This window comes from Ornithinimicrobium sp. F0845 (assembly GCF_023015765.1).
In the GTDB taxonomy this organism is placed as follows: domain Bacteria; phylum Actinomycetota; class Actinomycetes; order Actinomycetales; family Dermatophilaceae; genus Ornithinicoccus.
In genome coordinates this window covers 39,547-59,947 of record NZ_JALKAL010000005.1, presented here as the reverse complement: position 1 = coordinate 59,947, position 20,401 = coordinate 39,547, and the positions used below count along the sequence as shown (strand labels likewise).

At 72.1% G+C, this 20,401-nt stretch carries 18 protein-coding genes; 8 read left to right on the top strand and 10 right to left on the bottom strand.

Going from position 1 to position 20,401, the window contains the following annotated elements:
• Positions 1–4 precede the first annotated feature (4 nt).
• The 4 genes from MWU75_RS09130 to MWU75_RS20280 are packed head-to-tail and all read right to left on the bottom strand — an operon-like array spanning position 5 to position 4,510.
• The gene (locus MWU75_RS09130; protein WP_247089846.1) at positions 5–1,183 is read right to left on the bottom strand and encodes an alpha/beta hydrolase; all 1,179 of its coding nucleotides are present in this window, start codon (positions 1,181–1,183) and stop codon (positions 5–7) included.
• Positions 1,180–2,382 carry an alanine racemase gene (gene alr / locus MWU75_RS09125; protein ID WP_247089845.1) on the bottom strand — a complete coding sequence of 401 codons (1,203 nt, stop codon included), beginning with the start codon at positions 2,380–2,382 and terminating at the stop codon, positions 1,180–1,182. The genes MWU75_RS09130 and alr overlap by 4 nt, the downstream gene beginning before the upstream one ends.
• 46 nt (positions 2,383–2,428) lie before the next feature.
• Positions 2,429–3,598: a 3-isopropylmalate dehydrogenase gene (locus MWU75_RS09120; RefSeq protein WP_247089844.1), complete on the bottom strand. Its 1,170-nt coding sequence runs from the start codon at positions 3,596–3,598 to the stop codon at positions 2,429–2,431.
• A gap of 24 nt (positions 3,599–3,622) precedes the next feature.
• A complete protein-coding gene (locus tag MWU75_RS20280; protein ID WP_247089843.1) occupies positions 3,623–4,510 on the bottom strand; it encodes a peptidoglycan-binding domain-containing protein in 888 nt (295 codons plus the stop codon).
• Between the two features lie 118 nt (positions 4,511–4,628).
• Here MWU75_RS20280 and leuC point away from each other — a divergent pair, with 118 nt between their 5' ends.
• Complete coding sequence (gene leuC, locus MWU75_RS09110) at positions 4,629–6,095, top strand: 3-isopropylmalate dehydratase large subunit (RefSeq protein WP_247089841.1); 1,467 nt, start codon at positions 4,629–4,631, stop codon at positions 6,093–6,095.
• Positions 6,095–6,694 (top strand): 3-isopropylmalate dehydratase small subunit, encoded by a 600-nt coding sequence (gene leuD / locus MWU75_RS09105; RefSeq protein WP_247089839.1) that lies wholly within the window; start codon positions 6,095–6,097, stop codon positions 6,692–6,694. Before leuC ends, leuD begins: the two co-directional genes overlap by 1 nt.
• A gap of 195 nt (positions 6,695–6,889) precedes the next feature.
• On the opposite strand, the gene MWU75_RS09100 is transcribed toward leuD, so the two are convergent.
• On the bottom strand, positions 6,890–7,843 hold the full coding sequence (locus MWU75_RS09100) for a hypothetical protein (protein ID WP_247089837.1): 954 nt from the start codon (positions 7,841–7,843) through the stop codon (positions 6,890–6,892).
• A 554-nt stretch (positions 7,844–8,397) separates the two neighbouring features.
• Here MWU75_RS09100 and leuA point away from each other — a divergent pair.
• Complete coding sequence (leuA, locus tag MWU75_RS09095; protein WP_247090157.1) at positions 8,398–10,080, top strand: 2-isopropylmalate synthase; 1,683 nt, start codon at positions 8,398–8,400, stop codon at positions 10,078–10,080.
• Positions 10,077–11,057 (top strand): hypothetical protein, encoded by a 981-nt coding sequence (locus tag MWU75_RS09090; protein WP_247089836.1) that lies wholly within the window; start codon positions 10,077–10,079, stop codon positions 11,055–11,057. Before leuA ends, MWU75_RS09090 begins: the two co-directional genes overlap by 4 nt.
• On the opposite strand, the gene MWU75_RS09085 is transcribed toward MWU75_RS09090, so the two are convergent.
• Positions 11,020–12,048, bottom strand: a complete 1,029-nt coding sequence (locus MWU75_RS09085; protein ID WP_247089835.1) for a helix-turn-helix domain-containing protein — start codon at positions 12,046–12,048, stop codon at positions 11,020–11,022. The two genes, MWU75_RS09090 and MWU75_RS09085, sit on opposite strands and share 38 nt — an antisense overlap.
• Before the next feature lie 71 nt (positions 12,049–12,119).
• Here MWU75_RS09085 and MWU75_RS09080 point away from each other — a divergent pair, with 71 nt between their 5' ends.
• The 4 genes from MWU75_RS09080 (at position 12,120) to panB (ending at position 16,083) form a co-directional block, all read left to right on the top strand.
• On the top strand, positions 12,120–13,424 hold the full coding sequence (locus MWU75_RS09080; protein ID WP_247089834.1) for an MFS transporter: 1,305 nt from the start codon (positions 12,120–12,122) through the stop codon (positions 13,422–13,424).
• A 133-nt stretch (positions 13,425–13,557) separates the two neighbouring features.
• A complete protein-coding gene (locus MWU75_RS09075; RefSeq protein WP_247089833.1) occupies positions 13,558–14,313 on the top strand; it encodes a Rossmann-like and DUF2520 domain-containing protein in 756 nt (251 codons plus the stop codon).
• Entirely contained in the window at positions 14,313–15,182 is an 870-nt protein-coding gene (gene panC, locus MWU75_RS09070) for a pantoate--beta-alanine ligase (RefSeq protein ID WP_247090155.1), read from the top strand. Before MWU75_RS09075 ends, panC begins: the two co-directional genes overlap by 1 nt.
• A gap of 16 nt (positions 15,183–15,198) precedes the next feature.
• Positions 15,199–16,083 (top strand): 3-methyl-2-oxobutanoate hydroxymethyltransferase, encoded by an 885-nt coding sequence (gene panB, locus MWU75_RS09065; RefSeq protein WP_247089832.1) that lies wholly within the window; start codon positions 15,199–15,201, stop codon positions 16,081–16,083.
• Positions 16,084–16,178: 95 nt separating this feature from the next.
• Here the strand turns inward: panB and MWU75_RS09060 are convergent, their stop codons facing one another.
• From MWU75_RS09060 to glmS, 4 genes are read right to left on the bottom strand one after another with little or no spacing between them, the layout of a single operon-like run.
• On the bottom strand, positions 16,179–16,607 hold the full coding sequence (locus MWU75_RS09060) for a VOC family protein (RefSeq protein ID WP_247089831.1): 429 nt from the start codon (positions 16,605–16,607) through the stop codon (positions 16,179–16,181).
• Positions 16,608–16,659: 52 nt separating this feature from the next.
• Positions 16,660–18,135: a bifunctional ADP-dependent NAD(P)H-hydrate dehydratase/NAD(P)H-hydrate epimerase gene (locus MWU75_RS09055; protein WP_247089830.1), complete on the bottom strand. Its 1,476-nt coding sequence runs from the start codon at positions 18,133–18,135 to the stop codon at positions 16,660–16,662.
• Positions 18,132–18,482: a holo-ACP synthase gene (locus MWU75_RS09050; protein ID WP_247089829.1), complete on the bottom strand. Its 351-nt coding sequence runs from the start codon at positions 18,480–18,482 to the stop codon at positions 18,132–18,134. Before MWU75_RS09050 ends, MWU75_RS09055 begins: the two co-directional genes overlap by 4 nt.
• A 33-nt stretch (positions 18,483–18,515) precedes the next feature.
• Complete coding sequence (glmS, locus tag MWU75_RS09045) at positions 18,516–20,372, bottom strand: glutamine--fructose-6-phosphate transaminase (isomerizing) (protein WP_247089828.1); 1,857 nt, start codon at positions 20,370–20,372, stop codon at positions 18,516–18,518.
• Between the last annotated feature and the right edge of the window lie 29 nt (positions 20,373–20,401).

The window sequence follows — 20,401 nt, the reverse complement described above, 5'->3', positions numbered from 1 at the left end:
GTGCTCATGCCCGTTGCCGCGGGCGACCCCGCACCGGCCGTGTCCGCACGTCCCTGCGACGCTTGCTGAGGTCGGTCACCGTGTGCCGTGAGCCGGTCCGTGGTGCAGCACGCGGGCCAGCGTCGCGGCAGCGCTCCGCCCGCGTGATCAGGTCCAGGAGCTCACGGTTGAGCAGCTCGTGGTGCTCGAGCATGATGATGTGCCCGGCGTCCTTGACGAAGACGTGCTCGGCGCCGGGGATCGCCGCGACGATCTCCGTGCTGTGCACCGCGGCGGTCACCGCGTCCTTGTCCCCGTTGAACACCAGGACCTCCTGGTCGGCCATGTTCGCCAGCGCCTCGCGCTTGTCGTGGTCGTCCAGTGTGTGGCTGAACGCCGACATGACCGACAGGGGCGTGCCGAAGATCATGTCGGCGGTGAGCCGGACCACCGACAGCGGCACCGGCGACCCGAAGGAACCGCGGGCCACGAAGAACTCCTGCAGCTCCCGCCCGCCGCGCAGCACCGAGTCCACAAAGTCCTGGTGGGGCGAGATCTCGCCCAGCACCTTCGGTCCGACGCGGGTGACGGCCCCGCCCAGCAGGGACCCCAGGCCCCAGGTGATCCGGTGCAGCCCTCCGGCGCTGGTGCTGATCAGCCCCACGCCCAGCACCCGCTCGCGGAACAGACCGGGGTCCGCCTCCGCGAGCGCCATGATCGTCATGCCGCCCATCGAGTGACCGGCCAGGACGAGGTCTCCGGTCGGGACGACCTCGGCCAGGACGTGGGCCAGGTCCGTGCCCAGCTGCTCGATGGTGTAGGACTCCTCCGGGCCCTCGCCGGAGCTCCCGTGGCCGCGCAGGTCCCACACGACGACCCGGTAGCCGGCCTCGACCAGGGCACGACGCTGATAGACCCAGCACCGCAGGTCGAGGGTGAACCCGTGGTTGAGGACCACCGTGGGCCTGCTCTCGTCCCAGTCGGTCGGCACGTTGATCTCGACGTGGAGCGGCACCCCGTCGTCCGCCACGACGACCCGCGTCTCGTCCGGCACGACGGTGAAGTCGTCGTCGGCGCCCAGGGCGATCGCGTGCCTGCGGTCGCGCCAGAGTCGGTCGACAGCGACCGCGCCGACCACGGCCAGGCCGGCTGCGGCGATGCCGGCCCCCACACCGACCAGGGCGTTCGTGCGGTCCTGACTCACCGGGCCTCCTGCCCGCCACCCGGCCCGCCGACATACTCCCGGGGAACCCGGGGACCGAAGCGGGTGACGATCTCGTAGTTGATGGTGCCGACTGCCTCGGCCCAGTCCTGGGCCGTGGGTTCTCCGCGGGTGCCGGGCCCGAAGAGCACGACCTCCTGCCCGGCCCGGACCGGGAGGTCGCCGACGTCGACGACGAACTGGTCCATGCACACGCGGCCCGCGATGCGGTGCCGTTGCCCGCCGACGAAGACCTCCGCCAGGCCCGAGGCGTGGCGCGGGACGCCGTCGGCGTAGCCGAGCGGGATGTCGACGAGGGTGGTCGGCCCGGTCGTGGTGTAGGTGTGGCCGTAGGAGACGCCCTGCCCGCCGGGGACCCGCTTGACGACCGACACCTGCGCCAGGGCGGTCATGGCCGGGACCAGCCCGAAGTCGCTCGAGCTGCCGATCTCCGGCGCGGGGGTGAGACCGTAGACGGCCAGGCCCGGGCGGACCAGGTCCCACGCAGCCGCCGGCGTGGTGAGCGTGGCCGCCGAGTTGGACATGTGCCGCACCTCGGGGCGCAGCCCAGCCCGCTCTGCCTCCGCCACCGCCTCGGCGAAGGCCTCCTGCTGCGCCCGGACCGTCGGGTGGTCCGGGGCATCGGCATAGGCGAAGTGCGTGAACAGGCCGGTGACGCGAATGGCCTCCTCGGCCTCGAGCCGACGGGCCAGGTCGACCAGGGCCGACCAGTCGGTCGCAGCACCCGTCGAGGCGGGGAACAGATAGGCCCCGTTGCGCCCGAGCCCGGTGTCGACCTTGAGCTGCACCCGTGCGGTGCGGCCGGTCGTGCGGGCCGCGGCGGCGACCTCGTCGAGCATCCAGACGGCCGACAGCCCGAGGTCGATGTCGGCGCGGATCGCCTCGGCGAAGCCGGCCCCGGGGGCGTGCAGCCAGGACAGGACCGGCGCGGTGATGCCGGCGGCCCGCAGGGCGATCGCCTCGGGGAGCTGGGCGACGCCCAGCCAGGAGGCGCCGCCGGCCAGCGCCGCGCGGGCGGCGGGGACCAGGCCGTGACCGTAGGCATCGGCCTTGACCACGGCCATCACGCCGGCCGCGCCGGACCGCTCCCGGAGGGCCCCGACGTTGCTGGCGATCGCGGCCAGGTCGACGACGACCCGTGCGGGGAACGGCACCGGTGCCGTGGTGTGCTGCTCAGTCATGGTGGGGACAGTCTGCCAGCGGGTCGGCCGTCAACCTGACAGGACCTCAGTCCGCGAGCCCCGCCTGCACCGCCGCCAGCTGTGTCATCAGGCTGCTCTCGACGTCCCCGGTGTCCTGAGCCACGCCTGCGGCGATCCGCTCGCCCAGCTCTGTGGTCGAGGCCCCCATCGCCTCGCCGGAGAGCGCCGGCAGCTCGGCGAGGACGCCCGCGGTGACGGACTCGACGGCGGCCGCGGCCGCCCCCTCCCCGAGGCTGGCCAGGCAGAGCGCCAGGGAGAGCGCCGCGCCGGCCGGGTTGGCCCACCCCCTGCCCTGGATGTCGGGTGCCGAACCGTGCACCGGCTCGAACATGCTCGGCGCCGACCCCTCGATGTTGAGGTTGCCACTCGCGGCGACTCCGAGACCGCCCTGCAGCACCGCCCCCAGGTCGGTGATGATGTCGCCGAACAGGTTGTCCGTCACCACCACGTCGAAGCGCTCCGGTGAGACCGGCAGGTGCATGCACATGGCATCGACGTGCACGTAGTCGTGCTCGACGGACGGGAACCGGTCGGCCACCTCGTCGACGACCGCCAGCCAGAGGGCCCCGGCCTCGGTCAGCACGTTGGTCTTGTGGCAGAGGGTGACCCGGCCCCGCCGCTGCTCTGCGAGACGGAAGGCGAAGTCCACGGCCCGGTGCACGGCATACCAGGTGTTGGTCGACCCCTGGGTGGCGACGGCGGCGCGAGTCCCGCGGTGCACGGTGCTGCCGCCGCCGACGTAGCTGCCCTCGGAGTTCTCGCGGACGACCACCAGGTCGCACCGGTCCGGGGTCAGGCCGGCGACCGGGGTCGGGACGCCGGGGTAGAGACGGACCGGCCGCAGGTTGATGGCCTGGTGCAGCTCGGCGCGCAGCGCCAGGATGATGCCCCGCTCGAGGATCCCCGGGGTGACCCGCGGGCTGCCGATCGCCCCGAACAGGATGGCGTCGTGCGCACGGAGCTGCTCGACCGCGTCCGGGGTGAGCAGGTCGCCGGTGGCCAGATAGGTGTCGGCGCCCAGGGGGACCTCGGTGCGCTCGGTCGTGAACCCGAAGCGTCCCTGCGCCGCGTCGAGGACGGTCAGCGCGGCCTGCGTGACCTCCGGCCCGATCCCGTCCCCGCCGATGACGGCAAGCCGGTGCGAGCGCACCGTCCCGGTCCCTGCGGCTGCACTCGGCGCGACTGACTGCGACACATCGTCCTCCTGGGAATCACCGACCTATTCCTCGTCAGTCTGCACGATGGGTCCCTCGAGCCCCTGGGCGGCCGCGTCCGTGGGGCCCGGGTCGGGCAGATCGACGCCGCCGGCGATCAGCGCGCCGTCCAGCCCGGCGGCCCCGCGGGTGTCGGGCCCGACGCGCCCGTCGACCTCCAGGCCGCGGGCGGTCTGGAAGGCCTCCACGGCAGCGATCGTGTTCCTGCCCGCCTTGCCGTCGACGGTCCCGACCGCAAAGCCGCCGTCGGCGAGGAACTGCTGGAACCGGGCGACGTCGTGCCCGAAGGCGTTGCGGAACCACACGGCAGCGGTCGAGGAGCGCCCGATCTCCTCCTCGAAGGCCGCGGCGGCCTGGGTGATCTGCGCCGTGGTGCTCCCCGGGGCGATCTCCAGGTGCATACCGTCCCGCTTGCCCCGGGCGAAGTCGAGGCCGGAGCGCCCGATGCTGCGTCCCTCCGCGTCGCGGGCCGAGTCCGCGATGGCCCGCACCCGGTCACGCTCGGCCTGGGTGAACCCGTCGCTGTAGGGGCCGTTGTGAGTCGCCTCGTAGGGGTGCAGGTGACCGTTGATGTCGATCGCCGAGCCGGATCGGCGGTTGCTCTGGTCGCCCGTGCCGACGGTGGTGCCGGGTGGCCGGTAGGCGTGGATCCCGATGAGGTCGAAGGCCCCCGACTTGGTCTTCGACCGACGCTCCCGGGGTTTGAACCAGTTGTCCCGGTGCGAGGTGGCGATGGGCTCGACCTCCTCGTGCCAGCGCCGGGCCCAGGCCTCGAGGATCACGCAGACCGCACGCGAGCGGCCGTAGACCACCTTCCAGCCCGGCGCCGTGAAGCTGGCCTCTGGATAGTCCGCCAGCACCGCCAGGCCGTTGAAGGACTTCGCAGTCGCCACGACGACCCCTTTCCGAGGAGCGCTTTCCGCCACGTCAGGTGGCATGGATACAGTGTGACCCACGAGGGCCGGCACCGACAGGGGTGCACGGCCGTGATCTGTTTGTGGAGGAGGAGCAATGGGACACACGCTGGCTGAGAAGGTCTGGCGTTCGCACGTGGTGCGACAGGCGGAGGGTGAACCAGACCTCCTTTACATCGACCTGCACCTGGTGCACGAGGTGACCAGCCCGCAGGCGTTCGAGGGGCTGAAGGCCGCCGGCCGGACGGTGCGCCGCCCCGACCTGACGGTCGCCACCGAGGACCACAACGTGCCCACGACGCCGGGTCCGGTGCTGGACCTGATCAGCAAGACCCAGCTGGAGGCGCTGACCGCCAACTGCGCCGAGTTCGGCATCGTGCACCACCGCCGGGGGCGTCTCGGGCAGGGCATCGTGCACGTGATCGGCCCGGAGCTGGGGCTGACCCAGCCGGGGATGACGATCGTGTGCGGCGACTCCCACACCTCGACCCACGGCGCGTTCGGGGCGCTGGCGTTCGGCATCGGCACCTCCGAGGTGGAGCACGTGCTGGCCACCCAGACGCTGCCGCTCAAGCCGTTCCGGACGATGGCGATCACGGTCAACGGCCAGCTGGCCGAGGGCGCCACGGCCAAGGACATCATCCTGGCGGTGATCAACCGGATCGGGACCGGCGGCGGGCAGGGCTACGTGCTGGAGTACCGCGGTGAGGCGATCGAGGCGCTCTCCATGGAGGGCCGCATGACGATCTGCAACATGTCGATCGAGGCCGGGGCGCGCGCCGGCATGGTCGCCCCGGACGAGACGACCTTCGCCTACGTCAAGGGCCGCCCGCACGCCCCCACCGGCGCCGACTGGGACGCCGCGGTGGAGGCGTGGCGGCAGCTGCGCACCGACGACGACGCGGTCTTCGACGAGGAGATCGTCATCGACGCCGCCACGCTGACGCCCTACGTGACCTGGGGCACCAACCCGGGTCAGTCCGTCACCCTCGACGACGTCGTGCCCGACCCGGCCGCCCTCGGCGACGACGACGCCCGCGGCAACGCGCAGCGGGCGCTGGAGTATATGGACTTAGCCCCTGGCACGCGGATGCGCGACATCTCGGTGGATGCGGTCTTCCTCGGGTCCTGCACCAACGGCCGCATCGAGGACCTGCGCGCCGCGGCCGACGTGCTGCGCGGACGGACCATCGCCGACAGCCTGCGGATGATGGTCGTCCCGGGCTCCCACGCCGTCAAGCTGCAGGCCGAGGCCGAGGGCCTGGACCAGGTCTTCCTCGACGCCGGCGCCGAGTGGCGCCTGGCGGGCTGCTCGATGTGCCTGGGCATGAACCCCGACCAGCTCGCCCCGCAGGAGCGCTGCGCCTCGACGTCCAACCGCAACTTCGAGGGCCGGCAGGGCGCCCGCTCACGCACCCACCTGGTCAGCCCCTCCGTCGCGGCGGCCACCGCCATCACCGGTCACCTGTCCTCCCCCACGGACCTGCCCCCCGCGGACCCGAGCGGCACCGCTGACCGGCGCGCCCGGCATACTCCCTCCACGCACGAGGGGGTGTCGGCCTGATGGAGAAGTTCACCACCCACACCGGCGTCGGCGTGCCGCTGCGCCGCAGCAACGTGGACACCGACCAGATCATCCCGGCCCACTGGCTCAAGCGGGTCAGCCGCACCGGCTTCGAGGAGGGCCTGTTCAGCCGCTGGCGCGAGGACCCCTCGTTCGTGCTCAACCAGGAGCAGTATGCCGGGGGCTCGGTCCTGGTGACCGGCCCCGACTTCGGCACGGGGTCCAGCCGCGAGCACGCCGTCTGGGCGCTGCAGCAGTTCGGCTTCCGCGTCGTGATCGCCTCCCGGTTCGGCGACATCTTCCGCGGCAACAGCGGCAAGGGCGGCCTGCTGACCGCCCAGGTCGCCCAGCCCGACGTCGAGCTCATCCTGAAGTACCTGGAGAACGAGCCCGGCGCGAGCGTCACCGTCGACCTGGAGGCGCGCACCGTCACCGCCGGCGACATCGTCACCACCTTCCAGGTCGACGACTACGTCGCCTGGCGCCTGCTCAACGGCCTGGACGACATCTCCCTCACGCTGCAGCACGAGGACGACATCACCGCCTTCGAGGCGGGCCGGCCGGCCTACAAGCCGGTCGTCACCGCCGCGACCGACTGAGGCCCGGGGGCGGCGGGTTGCCTCCAGCAGCCTCGCCGCCGCCCGCTGCCGCGTCCCTGCCCGCTGCTCGCCGCCCGTCGCCGCCCGTCGCGTCCCGCCGCCGCCCGCCCGTCGCGTCCCGCTGCTTATGTCCTGCATCCTCGGGGCTCTGACCCTGGGGATGCAGGACATAGTGCGTGACCGCGGACGGCGACATCACGCGGTGCGTCCGCCCCAGCCGCGTTGGCGCAGAGCCTCGGCTATCTGCGCGAGGAACGCGGCCTCATCGACCAGCAGGCCGAGCACGGGAATCTCGATCGTCAGATCGCTGGCCAGCGTGCGGTCGTTGCGGCGTCGCGCGTCGGCGACGGGGCCGAGGCCTGCGTAATGCTGTGCACCGTTGATCTCGGCGTGGACGTCGTAGTCGTCGAACCAGACGTCCAGGTAGATCAGCCCCTGGGAGGTGCGCCGCGGCGTCTGGCGTGATGGCTCCGGCAGCCCGTGCCGTCGGCATGCCCGGGCGAAGTCCAGCTCACCGAGTGCATGCGCGCCGTCGCAGACCAGGGGAATGGCCTCGGCCAACAGCGCACCGCGCCGGTGCCGCTGGGTCGACTCCCACTCCCCGAGGAGGCGACGTGGCAGCACGATGCGCTGTTGCACCGACATCGCCAGGACGGTCAGCGCCTGCCGGTCCGACGTCGCCCACCCCGCCGCGCGCACGACCGCGACCTCCGGGGCGGTGCGAGGCGGGTCGGTGGTAAGGGTCCGGCCCATCCGACGCTGCTCATGGACGCGCACCCCGTCACGCGGATACGTCCGAGCGCCGCGCGGCATGCTGATATGCACCACGCGCTCCTCCCAGGACCGCAGCCCGGCGGCGAGCAGCGACGATGGTCCGTCGAGCACAGCTCCCGACCCGGACTCCCAGACGGCAACGGACCATGACGCCTCTCGGCCTGGCTCGGGTCCGGAGAGGCTGATGGATCGTCGACCCAGGCGGTGCCAGCGTCCGGCTGAGGTCTCCGCGAGCACCTGGTCGTAGGTCAGTCCGAGGTCATACAACTCGTCAAGACGCGCGACCCCGTGGTGCCGGGCACCGAGTTCGCGCGCCACCATCTCCCGCCGCTCGGCAGGAGCGAGTGCCCTGACCTCCTGCTGTGGGTCGCGCATGGCCGCCATCGTTGCTCATTCGCGCCTATAGCGCTGACGCCCTGTGGACAGAGCGTCAGCACGGGGCCGACCCCGGACGAGGGCGCGATCTTGTGTCCTGCATCCCCAGGGCCAGGGGCCTGCAGATGCAGGACATAAGCGGGGCGAGGCGGGCGGGAGGCGCGCGGGCGGACGGGAGGCGAGGCGGGCGGGAGGCGAGGCGGGCCGGAGGCGAGGCGGGCGGACGGGAGGCGCGCGGTGCTGGGAGGACGGCCGCTTGACGTGACGGCAGGGCGATCGGCTACAGTTCTGCGCAATGGCACGCATGCTCCTCCTCAGTCGCCGCAGCGAGACCTCTTAGGTCCGGCCCTCGCTGCGGAGTCTCTGCTGTCCCGGACACCCCGACAGCCCCCAGCGAGGAACCGAGCATGACCGCCACCCCAACCACAGCGACCTCTGCGTCGACCAGCACCACCACGGCCGCGGGCGCGATCGCGTCCACGAGCACCGTCACGCCAACGAGCACCATCACGCCCACGAGCCCCAGCGAGCGCAACCCCCAGCAGCCGAGCGGGATGCCGTTCAGACGCTACCCTGCCTACCCCGCCGTCGACCTGCCGGACCGCACCTGGCCGGGCAAGACGATCACCCAGGCCCCGCGCTGGTGCGCGGTCGACCTGCGCGACGGCAACCAGGCCCTGATCGACCCGATGACCCCGGACCGCAAGAAGCGCATGTTCGAGCTGCTCGTGCAGATGGGCTACAAGGAGATCGAGGTCGGCTTCCCGGCCGCCAGCCAGACCGACTTCGACTTCGTCCGGATGCTCATCGAGGAGGATCTGATCCCCGATGACGTCGTCATCCAGGTGCTGACCCAGGCCCGCGAGCACCTCATCGAGCGCACCTACGAGGCGATCGCCGGGGCCAAGCAGGCCATCGTGCACCTCTACAACTCGACGTCGACGCTGCAGCGCCGCGTGGTCTTCCGCGCCAACGAGGACGAGATCGTCGACATCGCGGTGCAGGGCGCCCGCATCTGCAAGAAGTACGAGGAGCAGCTGCCGGGCGACACGGAGATCTTCTACGAGTACTCCCCCGAGTCCTACACCGGCACCGAGCTGGAGTTTGCCGCGCGCGTCTGCAACGCGGTGATGGAGGTCTTCGTCCCGACCCCGGAGAAGCCGGTCATCATCAACCTGCCGGCGACGGTGGAGATGGCCACGCCCAATGTGTATGCCGACTCGATCGAGTGGATGGGCCGTCACCTGAACCACCGCGAGAACGTGATCCTCAGCCTGCACCCGCACAACGACCGTGGCACGGGCGTGGCGGCGGCCGAGCTGGGCTACCTGGCTGGCGCGGACCGCATCGAGGGCTGCCTGTTCGGCAACGGCGAGCGCACCGGCAACGTCTGCCTGGTGACCCTGGGGATGAACCTGTTCACCCAGGGCATCGACCCGCAGATCGACTTCTCGGACATCGACGACATCCGACGGACCGTCGAGCACTGCAACCAGCTGCCGGTGCACGAGCGCCACCCGTGGGGTGGCGACCTGGTCTTCACCGCGTTCTCCGGGTCGCACCAGGACGCCATCAAGAAAGGCTTCGAGGCGCTGGAGGCGGACGCGGCCGAGGCGGGCGTGCCGGTGGACGACTTCCGGTGGGAGGTCCCCTACCTGCCGGTGGACCCCAAGGACGTCGGCCGCACGTACGAGGCGGTCATCCGGGTCAACAGCCAGTCCGGCAAGGGCGGCGTCGCCTACGTCATGAAGACCGAGCGCAAGCTGGACCTGCCACGCCGCATGCAGATCGAGTTCAGCCAGGTCGTGCAGCGCCGCACCGACTCCGAGGGCGGTGAGATGTCCCCGGCCGCGATCTGGGCCGAGTTCGAGCAGGAGTACCTCGAGCAGACCGGACCCGTCGCGATCAGGGACTTCTCGATCATCCACGAGTCCGGCGAGCACGAGCAGGACGTGCTGACCGCCACGATCTCGGTGGAGGGTGTCGAGCACCAGGTCGAGGGCCGCGGCAACGGCCCGGTGTCCGCCTTCGTCCACGCGCTCGAGAGCGTTGGGGTGGACGTGCGGGTCCTGGACTACTCCGAGCACGCCATGTCGGCAGGCGACGACGCGACAGCCGCGGCCTACGTCGAGTGCGCCGTGGACGGCCAGGTCCGCTGGGGCGTCGGCATCCACCCCAGCATCGTCACCGCCTCGCTCAACGCCGTGTGCAGCGCGCTCAACCGCCCGCAGGCGTGACCGGCCGGTCCGAGATCGCCACCCTCCTCCTCGCACTGATCGACGGAGGGCCCGCAGAAGGTGCCCGTGCTCGACTCCTGGCAGCCCTCGAGCCGGCGGTCGAGGCGGCACCCGACGACACGCTCTTCATCCCGCAGCTGCTCACTCCGGTGGCGCGGCTGGAGCACCACCGGTCCATGCTCACGAGGCAGGCCCACCCGCCGGGACCCGCGGAGCTGGCCGGACTGGCCGACGCCGTGGGACTGCTCAGCGAGGACGACGTCGACGCGATCCTGGCTGCCCTGCCCCCGATCGCGCACGGGGGCCTCCTGCGGCAGCGCATCCACCGGCTGGTCACCGCCGGGCACCTGGAGGAGGCCCACGCCGTGGCGGACTCCCTGAAGGATCCGCTGCGCGGGCACCGGGACATTGGGCTGCACCTGGCGCGTGCGGGTGACGTCGAGGGCTTCTTCGCGACGTGGCCCCGGCTCGAGCCGCGCCGCGCGACCGCGGAGCTCGTGGAGCTGCGGGAGGAGCTGGTGGCCGCGGTGGCCCGCACGGGCGGGTGGCGGGCTGCCGTGGAGCTGGTCGACACGCACCCGCGCCTGGGTGATCGCTACCTGTTCTCTGCGCTGGGCGCCGGTCCGATCGCGCAGTATGACGTGCTGCTGGGCCTGCTCGACGGTGACCTGAGCGGTCGGCTCACCGAGGTCCAGCAGGCCCAGCTGCTGGTCGACGAGCTGCTGCGCGAGGTGGAGCCGAGCAGCCACCGCGTGGCACTGCCCCCGGAGGACTCCCGGGTCCTGGCCCTCGCCGAGCGGCTCGGGGCGATCGACGGCGACCGCGCGACGATCCGGGTCCGCGACTGGCAGTTCGTACGGCTCTGGCCGCTCATCGCCGAAGAGGCAACCCTGAAACGGGTTCGGGCTCTCGTCCGCGCCCCCAACCTCCGGCGTGAGCTCAGCGCCCTGGGTCGGGAGATCCGGCCGCCGGGCTGAGCCGCTCGGCCTGGTGACCGGGCCCGGCGAAGGTCCGCCGGTAGGCCTGCGGTGTCGTGCCCAGGCTGGCGCGCATCCGCTGCCGGAAGGCCGCGGCGGTGCCGAAGCCGGCTTCTTCAGCGACCCGGTCGACCGGCAGGTCGCTCCGCTCGAGCAGCTCCAGCGCGCGGTCGAGCCGCGCCTGCAGCAGCCACTGCTGCGGGGACATCCCGGTCTCCTCGCGGAACCGTCGGCTGAGGGTGCGCTCGCTCATCCGCGCGTGCCTGACCAGGTCCTCGACCCGCGCGACCGTCCGCAGGTTGGCGCGCGCCCACACGCGGGTCGCCGAGGTCGACTGGTCCGACCGGCGAGGGACGGGGTGCTCGATGAACTGGGCCTGCCCGCCCTCCCGCCACGGCGGCACCACACAGCCCCGGGCCGCGTGGTTGGCCGCCCGGACGCCGAAGTCCCGCCGGATCAGGTGCAGACACAGGTCCACCCCCGCCCCCAGCCCGGCCGAGGTGAGCACGTCGCCCTCGTCGACGAAGAGCACGTCGGGGTCCAGCCGCACGCGAGGGAACAGGCGGCGGAAGTCGTCGACATACTCCCAGTGCGTGGTCGCGCGCAGGCCGTCGAGCACCCCGAGCGCACCCAGCACGAAGGCGCCGGTGCACACCGAGACCTGCCGGGTCCCCGGCCGCAGCCGCGCCCACGCGGCCTCGAGCTCGGGCGTGGCCCGCCCTTCCTCACGGATGGTCGGGTCCTTCATGCCCGGGACGATCACCGTCTGCGCCCAGGACAGCGCCTCCGGACCGTGGTCGGGCAGCACGGCATAGCCCTTGTGGGTGCGCACCGGTCCCCCGTCGAGGGAGGCGACCCGCACGTCATACAGCCGCTCGCCCTCGGCATCCCGCGCCGCCTCGAGGACCTGCGGGGCGATGGTCATGTCGAAGCCGACGAGCGGGTCGACGCACAGGACGACGACCCGGTGGGGACGGCGGCGGTGAGACACGGCCGAAAGTTTACACATAGTGGCTTATTCGCCACTCGTCCTGCGTGGGTCCGGCACCACACACTTCCAGTATGACGATCGCTCCCGACCTGCGAGCCCCTCGCCGCGGCCCTGACTCACCTCGGCGACCGCGGGTGCACCGCGCCTGGTGGGTCGCCCTCGCCGGCTTCGTCTCGATGGTCGGCGCCGCCGGCTTCCGGTCCGTGCCCGGAGTGCTCATCGACCCGCTGCACACCGAGTTCGGGTGGTCGCACGGCACCATCGGGGTGGCGGTCTCCATCAACCTGGTGCTCTTCGGCCTGTTCTCCCCGTTCGCCGCGGCACTCATGGACCGCTTCGGGATCCGACCCGTGCTGGCCGTGGCGCTGCCCCTGCTCTCCACCGGCAGCGGCCTCACCGTCCTGATGACGCAGGTCTGGCAGCTCTGGCTACTCTGGGGCGTGGTCGTGGGGGTCGGCGCGGGCTCCATCTCGATGGCCTTCATGGCCACCCTGGTGACCCGGTGGTTCGTCGCGCGCCGCGGCCTGGTGAGCGGTGTCCTCACCGCGGCAGGGGCCACCGGTCAGCTCATCTTCCTCCCGGCCGTTGCGTGGCTCGCGACGCACCACGGCTGGCGGACACCGGCGATCCTGGTCAGCGTCAGCGCGATGGCCGTGCTCCCCCTCGTGCTCCTCGTCGTGCGCGACCATCCGCACGACGTGGGGCTCGAGGCCTACGGAGCGGACGCCGAGCACCCGACGACCGCTCCCGTCGAGCGCACCGGCAACGCGGCCGCGCTGGCGCTGACCAGCCTGCGCGAGGCCGCCCGGTCGCGCACCTTCTGGCTGTTTGCGGGCGGTTTCGCGATCTGCGGCGCCTCCACGAACGGCCTGGTCGGCACCCACTTCGTGCCGGCGGCCCACGACCACGGGATGCCCTTGACGGCGGCGGCGAGCCTGCTGGCCGTGATCGGCCTCGTCGACATCGTGGGGACGATCGGCAGCGGCTACCTGACCGACAAGGTCGACCCGCGGATCCTGCTGGCCGTCTACTACACCCTGCGCGGGCTGTCGCTGATGGCGCTGCCCGCGCTCTTCGGTCCTGACGTGCACCCGAGCATGTGGGCGTTCATCATCTTCTACGGCCTGGACTGGGTGGCCACGGTGCCGCCGACCGTGGCGCTGTGCCAGCAGCACTTCGGGGAGCGGGCACCGATGGTCTTCGGCTGGGTCTTCGCCTCCCACCAGGTAGGTGCCGCGGTCGCGGCCACCGGCGCCGGCCTGATCCGGGACACGCAAGGTTCCTACACCTACGCCTGGCTGACCGCCGGGGCGCTGTGCCTGGGGGCAACGGTGCTCTCGCTGATGGTCCCCCGGGTGCCACGGTGCTCTCGCTGATGATCCCCCGGGCGCCACAGCGCCAGCCGGAGGCGGTTCCAGCGCCCTGAGGCGAACCGTGCCGCCCGCACGACACTCGGCCGCCGTGAGAGGCTAGCGTCGTCCGGCCTCGCACGCAGCAAGGGAGCCGCCCGTGGATGACTCGCTGGCCCACGCCCGCATCGCCGTGATCGGGCGGGGCCGCGTCGGCACCGCCCTGGCGACCGCTCTGCGCGACATCGGACTCGACGTGGAGGGACCGCTGGGCCGCGGGGCCGACCCCGACGGCGACATCGTGCTGCTGTGCGTGCCCGACCGGGAGATCCCTGCTGCGGCCTCCGCCGTGACCGTCCGCCCGGGTCAGCTCGTGGGCCACTGCTCCGGGGCCACCGGTCTGGGCGTGCTCGGCGAGCACGAGGCCTTCAGCCTGCACCCGTTCATGACCGTCCCCGAGGCCGGGGCCGATCTGACGGGCGCGACCGCCGCGGTCGCCGGCTCGTCCCCCCGTGCGCTCGCCACCTCCACGGCCCTCGCAACCGGCCTCAGTATGTCGCCGGTCGAGGTCCGCGACGACCTCCGGGCCGCCTACCACGCCTCGGCGACGGTCGCCTCGAACTTCCTGCTCACCATCACCGACTTCGCGGAGCGGCTCGGTGCCACCGTCGGGCTCGAGCGGGCCCAGCTGGTGCCGATCGTGCAGGCGGCCGTCGACAACTGGGTGGCCACCGGGTCCGCGGTCGCCCTGACCGGACCGATCGCCCGCGGCGACCACGACACGGTGGCCCGGCAGCGCGCCGCCGTCAGCGAGGCCATCCCCGACGACCTCCCCCTGTTCGACGCGCTGGTGACAGCGACCCAGCACCTGGCACGCCGGTCCGGCCGGGAGCACGGCGCAGGAGACACCCCGTGATGCACCGGGTCCGCACGATCGAGGGCATCCGGGAGGCGCTGACCACACCCGATCACGCTGGCCGGCGGATCGGTCTTGTGCCCACGATGGGAGCTCTCCACGAGGGGCACCTCTCGCTCATCAGGGCCGCCAGACGCGACTGCGACGTCGTCGTGGTCTCGGTCTTCGTCAACCCGACGCAGTTCAACGACCAGGGCGACCTCGCGGCATACCCCCGCGACGAGGAGCGTGACGCACACCTGGCGTCCCGGGCTGGCGCGGACCTGCTCTTCGTGCCCGACGTCGACCAGATGTATCCACCGGGTGACTCGACCACCGTCAGCGTGCGCGGGGTCAGCGAGCCGCTGGAGGGCGCACAGCGCGGCGTCGGGCACTTCGACGGCGTCGCCACGGTCGTCACCAAGCTGTTCATCGCGGTGGGTCCGGACGTCGCCTACTTCGGGCAGAAGGACGCCCAGCAGGTGGCGGTCGTGCAGCGGCTCGTGGCCGACCTCGCCCTGCCGGTCACCATCGAGGTCTGCCCCACGGTGCGGGAGCCCGACGGCCTGGCGATGTCCAGCCGCAACGTGCGCCTCCACCCTGCAGACCGGCAGCGTGCCCTCGCGCTCAAGGTGGGCCTGGACCGGGCGGCCGCGGCCATCACCGCCGGCTCGGCCCCCCGGGAGGCGGAGCGTCAGGGCACGGCCACGATGATGACGCTCGGGGTGGAGCCGGAGTACCTCGCCGTCGTCGACCCCGCGACCTTCCTGCCCGCCGAGGACCTCACCAAGCCGGCCCTGGCCGTCGTCGCGGCCCCGGTCGGCGACGTCCGGCTCATCGACAACCTGCCGATCCCACCCCGGGACGCAGGTCGCACCGATCACCCCTGAGAGGAACTGACCGACGATGTCCTCCCGTCCCCGCCCCGAGGCCGAGACCGCGACGACGCGATCCCCGGTGACCCTCCCCGGCCTGGCGACCATGAAGCGCGACGGCCAGAAGATCGTCATGGTCACCGCCTACGACTACCCCGGTGCCCTGGCCGCCGAGGAGGCCGGGGTGGACCTGGTGCTCGTGGGCGACTCGGCGGCGATGACCGTGCTCGGCTATGACGGCACGGTCCCGGTGTCGGTCGAGGAGATGCTGGTCCTGACCAAGGCCGTCCGGCGCGGGCTGCGCACACCGCTGCTGGTCGGCGACCTGCCCTTCGGCTCCTACGAGGTGAGCGACGAGCAGGCCGTGGCGACCGCGTTCCGCTTCGTCAAGGAGGCCGGCTGTGAGGCGGTCAAGCTGGAGGGTGGCGGGCCAACCTCGGTGGCCCGCGCCACGGCCATCGTCAACGCTGGCATCCCCGTCATGGGCCACGTCGGCCTGACCCCCCAGACGGCCACCGCCCTGGGCGGCTTCAAGGCCCAGGGCCGGACCGCGGCAGCGGCCCACAAGGTCGCTGCCGAGGCGCGAGCGCTCCAGGACGCCGGGTGCTTCGCCATCGTCTTCGAGGCGATCCCCGCACAGCTCGCGGAGGAGATCATGCCCTCGATGGAGGCCGTCGTCATCGGCATCGGCGCAGGCCCGGCGACCGACGGCCAGGTCCTGGTCTTCCACGACCTGCTCGGGATGACCTCTGGCGGCGGCGCCCGATTCGTCAAGCGCTATGCCGAGATCGGCACCCAGGTCGTCGCGGGCCTGAGCGCCTACACCGCCGAGGTGCGGGACGGCAGCTACCCGGCCCCGGAGCACTGCTACGGCATCAGCGACGAGGAGCTCGCGGAGTTCCGCTCGGGTCGGTGAGCCCGGGCTGCAGTATGCCGAGCGCGCACCACCGGCGCGCCCCTCACCCAGGGCGGCGCACCGGCGCCACGGCGTTCCGCCGTGAGCAGGGCACCTCAGCCGCGACCGTCGCCCAGCATCGTCTGGCCGTCCTCGGTGACACTCCAGAACGGGTTGTGCGCCACCTCCCACGGGTGCCCCTCGGGGTCGGTGAAGACCCCGGAGTAGCCGCCCCAGAACGTCCCGCCGCCGCGGCGGCCGATCGTCGCCCCGGCGGCCTCCGCCTCGTCGAGGACGTCGTCGACCTCCTCACGGCTGTTGACGTTGTAGGCGAGGGTGACACCGCCCCACCCACCGGAGTCCTCGGCGCACGAGTCGACCTCGAGCGCCGCCCGGTCCCAGAGCGCGACGACGAGGCCACCCGCCTGGAAGAAGACCACCCCTTCGGGCGAGGCGGCCGGCTCCCACCCCACGGCCTGATAGAACGCCACGGCCCGGTCCAGGTCGCGCACGCCGAGCGTCACGACACTCACTCTCTGATCCATACCGGCACACTATCGGCCCCGCGCGGGCGACCCGTTCCCGGTCGTCCGCGCGTCAGGACCGCAGCAGATCCGCGACGGTGCCCGGGATCGCCTGGGCCACGGCGAGGGCACGCACCGGCCCGCCGGGGTTCGCCCGGTGTGCCGCCAGGCCGTGGACCAGTGCGGCCAGCGAGCCCGCGTCGAGCAGGTCCAGTCCGGAGGCCACCAGGGCACCGACCAGTCCCGCGAGGACGTCGCCTGCGCCAGCCGTCGCCAGCCAGGGCGGCGCGTCCGCCTGGGAGCGCACCGAACGGTCGGCCTCCGGTGCGACGACCAGGGTGGTCGCTCCCTTGAGTATGACGACCGCACCGGTCAGCTCGGCCACTCGCCTCGCGTGCCCCAGGGGTGCGGCGCTGATCTGGTTGCGGTGGAAGACCCGCCCCTCCTCCAGCCGGCTCAGCATCCGGGCCAGCTCTCCCGCGTGCGGGGTGAGCAGCGTCGGTGCCTCCCGGGGTCCCTCGATGAGGTCCAGCGCGCCGGCGTCCACGACGCAGGGCAGGTCGCTGGCCAGGGCACTGCGGCAGGCGTCCAGCTGACGACGGACGTCCGGGGTGGTCTCGTCGACCGGGATGCCGGGCCCGACGAGCCAGGCCTGGACCTGCCCCTGCCCCGGGACGGCCTCGGGCACGGCCTTGAGCACCTGCTGGGACGCGGCGTCGGGTCCGACATAACGGACCATGCCCGCACCGGACTCGGCGGCGGCGCTGACCGCGAGCACCGCGGCACCGGGGTAGCGGGCGCTGCCGGCCACGACGCCGAGCACCCCGCGGGAGTACTTGTCGTCCGACGGTCCAGGGACGGGCCACAGCGCCGGCACGTCGTCCACGGTGAGCCGTTCGACCGCTGCGTCCTGCGGCTCGGGCACCCCGATGTCCGTGACCGTCAGCCACCCGACCGCCGGTGACGTGGCCGGCAGCAGGTGCACCGGCTTGGCCAGGCTGAAGGTCACCGTCTCGTCCGCGCGCACGCTGGCGGCGAGCGGCGTCACCCCCGCCGGGTCGGCACCGCTGGGCAGGTCGACGGCGATGACCCAGGCCGACTCGGGCAGTGACTCAGCCAGACCCGCCATCGCACCCGTGAGCCCTGGGCGCCCACCGATCCCCAGCAGCCCGTCGACGACCATCTCGGCCCCCGCGAGCGCATCGTGGATCGGTGCGGTGAGGGCGCGTCGTGTCCTGGCCACGCGGAGCCTGGGCACGCCTGCGTCGAGGACCGCCTGCAGTCCGCCCTCGTGGACGACGTCACCGACCTGCACGACAACCACGGCGAGGTGCTCGCTGAGGTGCGCTGCGGCATACAGGGCATCCCCGCCGTTGTCACCGGGACCGACCAGCACGACCAGGGACTCGACAGCCCGCTCCCGGGCCCGGGCGAGGGTGACCTCGGCAAGACCCGCTGCCGCGCGCTGCATGAGTATGCCGGGCTCGAGGTCGGCCATGGCCGCGGCCTCAGCCGAGCGCACGTCGGGGACGCTGAAGGCGCGGATCATCCCTCCGCGACCACCATCGCCGAGGCGATCCCCGCGTCGTGCGACAACGACACGTGGATCGTGGTGACCCCCAGCTCGTCGGCACGGGCCTGCACGCTGCCGCGGATCACGAACTCGGGTCGGCCCCACTCGTCCTTGACCACGTTGGCGTCCTGCCAGCTGAGGCCGACCGGGCCTCCCAGGCTCTTGGCCAGGGCCTCCTTAGCCGCGAAGCGGGCCGCCAGCGACGGCAGCCGCAGCGTCCTCTCCTCGGCGGTGAAGAGCCGGTCCAGCAGTCGCGGGGTGCGCTCCAGCGTGGCGCCGAAGCGCGGGATGTCCACGACATCGATGCCGACGCCGATGATCATGCTCGTCCTGCTCCGGGCGTACCCACGCCGGACCTACTCAACCGTGACCGACTTGGCCAGGTTGCGCGGCTGGTCGACGTCCAGCCCCTTGGCCGAGGACAGCTCGAGGGCGAAGACCTGCAGCGGCACGACAGAGAGCAGCGGCGCCAGCAGTGCGGGACTCTGCGGGATCCTGATCACCTCGTCGGCGAAGGGCACGACGTCCTCGTCGCCCTCCTCGGCGATCACCAGGGTCCTGGCGCCGCGCGCCCGGATCTCCTGGATGTTGGAGACCACCTTGCCGTGCAGGCCGTGCTCGGAGTCGGGCGAGGGCACCACGATGAAGACCGGCTGACCGGGCTCGATCAGCGCGATCGGGCCGTGCTTGAGCTCGCCGGCAGCGAATCCCTCGGCGTGGATGTAGGCCAGCTCCTTGAGCTTGAGCGCCCCCTCCATGGCGACCGGGTAGCCGACGTGGCGGCCGAGGAAGAGCACCGCCCGGGTGTCGGCCATGAACCGCGCGATCTCCTTGACCCGGTCCATGCCGTCCAGGACCTCCTGGATCTTCTCCGGGATGCGGTGCAGCTCCTGCATGACCTGCACGACGCCCTCGTCGTGGCCACCGCGGACCTGGACCAGGTAGAGGCCGAGGATGTAGCTGGCGGTGATCTGCGCCAGGAAGGCCTTGGTGGAGGCGACCGCGATCTCCGGGCCGGCGTGGGTGTAGAGGACGCCGTCGGACTCGCGCGGGATCGTCGAGCCGTGCGTGTTGCAGATCGAGATCGTGCGGGCGCCGAGCTCCTTGGCGTGACGCACCGCCATCAGCGTGTCCATCGTCTCGCCTGACTGGCTGATCGAGACGACGAGGGTCTGCTCGTCGATCACCGGGTCGCGGTAGCGGAACTCGTGGGCCAGCTCGACCTCGACCGGGATGCGCGCCCAGCGCTCGATGGCGTACTTGGCGACCATCCCGGCATACGCGGCGGTGCCGCAGGCCACGATGACCATCTTGTTGATGGCCTTCAGGTCCTCCTCGGACATGCCCATCTCGTCCAGGACCAGGCGGCCCGTCTCGTCGGTGCGCCCGAGCAGGGTGTCGGCGACCGCGTGCGGCTGCTCGTTAATCTCCTTCTCCATGAAGGTGTCGTAGCCGCCCTTCTCCGCGGCTGCCGCGTCCCAGGTGACCTCGTAGGCCTTGCCGTCGCTGGGGGTGCCGTCGAAGTTGATGACGGAGTAGCTGTCGGGGGTGATCGTGACGATCTGGTCCTGTCCCAGCTCCAGCGCGTGCCGGGTGTAGCCGATGAAGGCGGCGACGTCCGAGCCCAGGTAGTTCTCCCCCTCGCCCAGACCCACCACGAGGGGGGAGTTGCGGCGTGCCCCGACGACCACGTCCGGCTGGTCGGCGTGCACCGCGAGCAGGGTGAACGCGCCCTCCAGGGTGTTGACCACCTCGCGCATCGCCTGGGTCAGGTCGTGGGTCTGTGCGAAGGCCCGGGACACGAGGTGGGCCACCACCTCGGTGTCGGTCTCGGACGTGAACTCGACCCCCTCGGCGAGCAGCTGCTTCTTCAGCGCGTGGAAGTTCTCGATGATGCCGTTGTGGACCAGCGCCAGCTTGCGGTCGGTGCCACCGCGGTGCGGGTGGGCGTTCTGGTCGGTCGGGCCGCCGTGCGTGGCCCACCGGGTGTGCCCGATCGCGGTCGCGGTCTCCGGGAGCGTCTGGTCCTCCAGCGCCTGCACCAGGTTGGTCAGCTTGCCGGCCCGCTTGGCGCCCACGACCTCGCCGTCACCGACCAGCGCGACGCCGGCCGAGTCGTAGCCGCGGTACTCCAGGCGGGTCAGGCCCTCCATGACGACGTCGAGTGCCTTGCCGCTGGCGTCCGGGCCGACGTATCCCACGATTCCACACATGCCAGGCAGCCTAATCCGTGCCGGGGTCG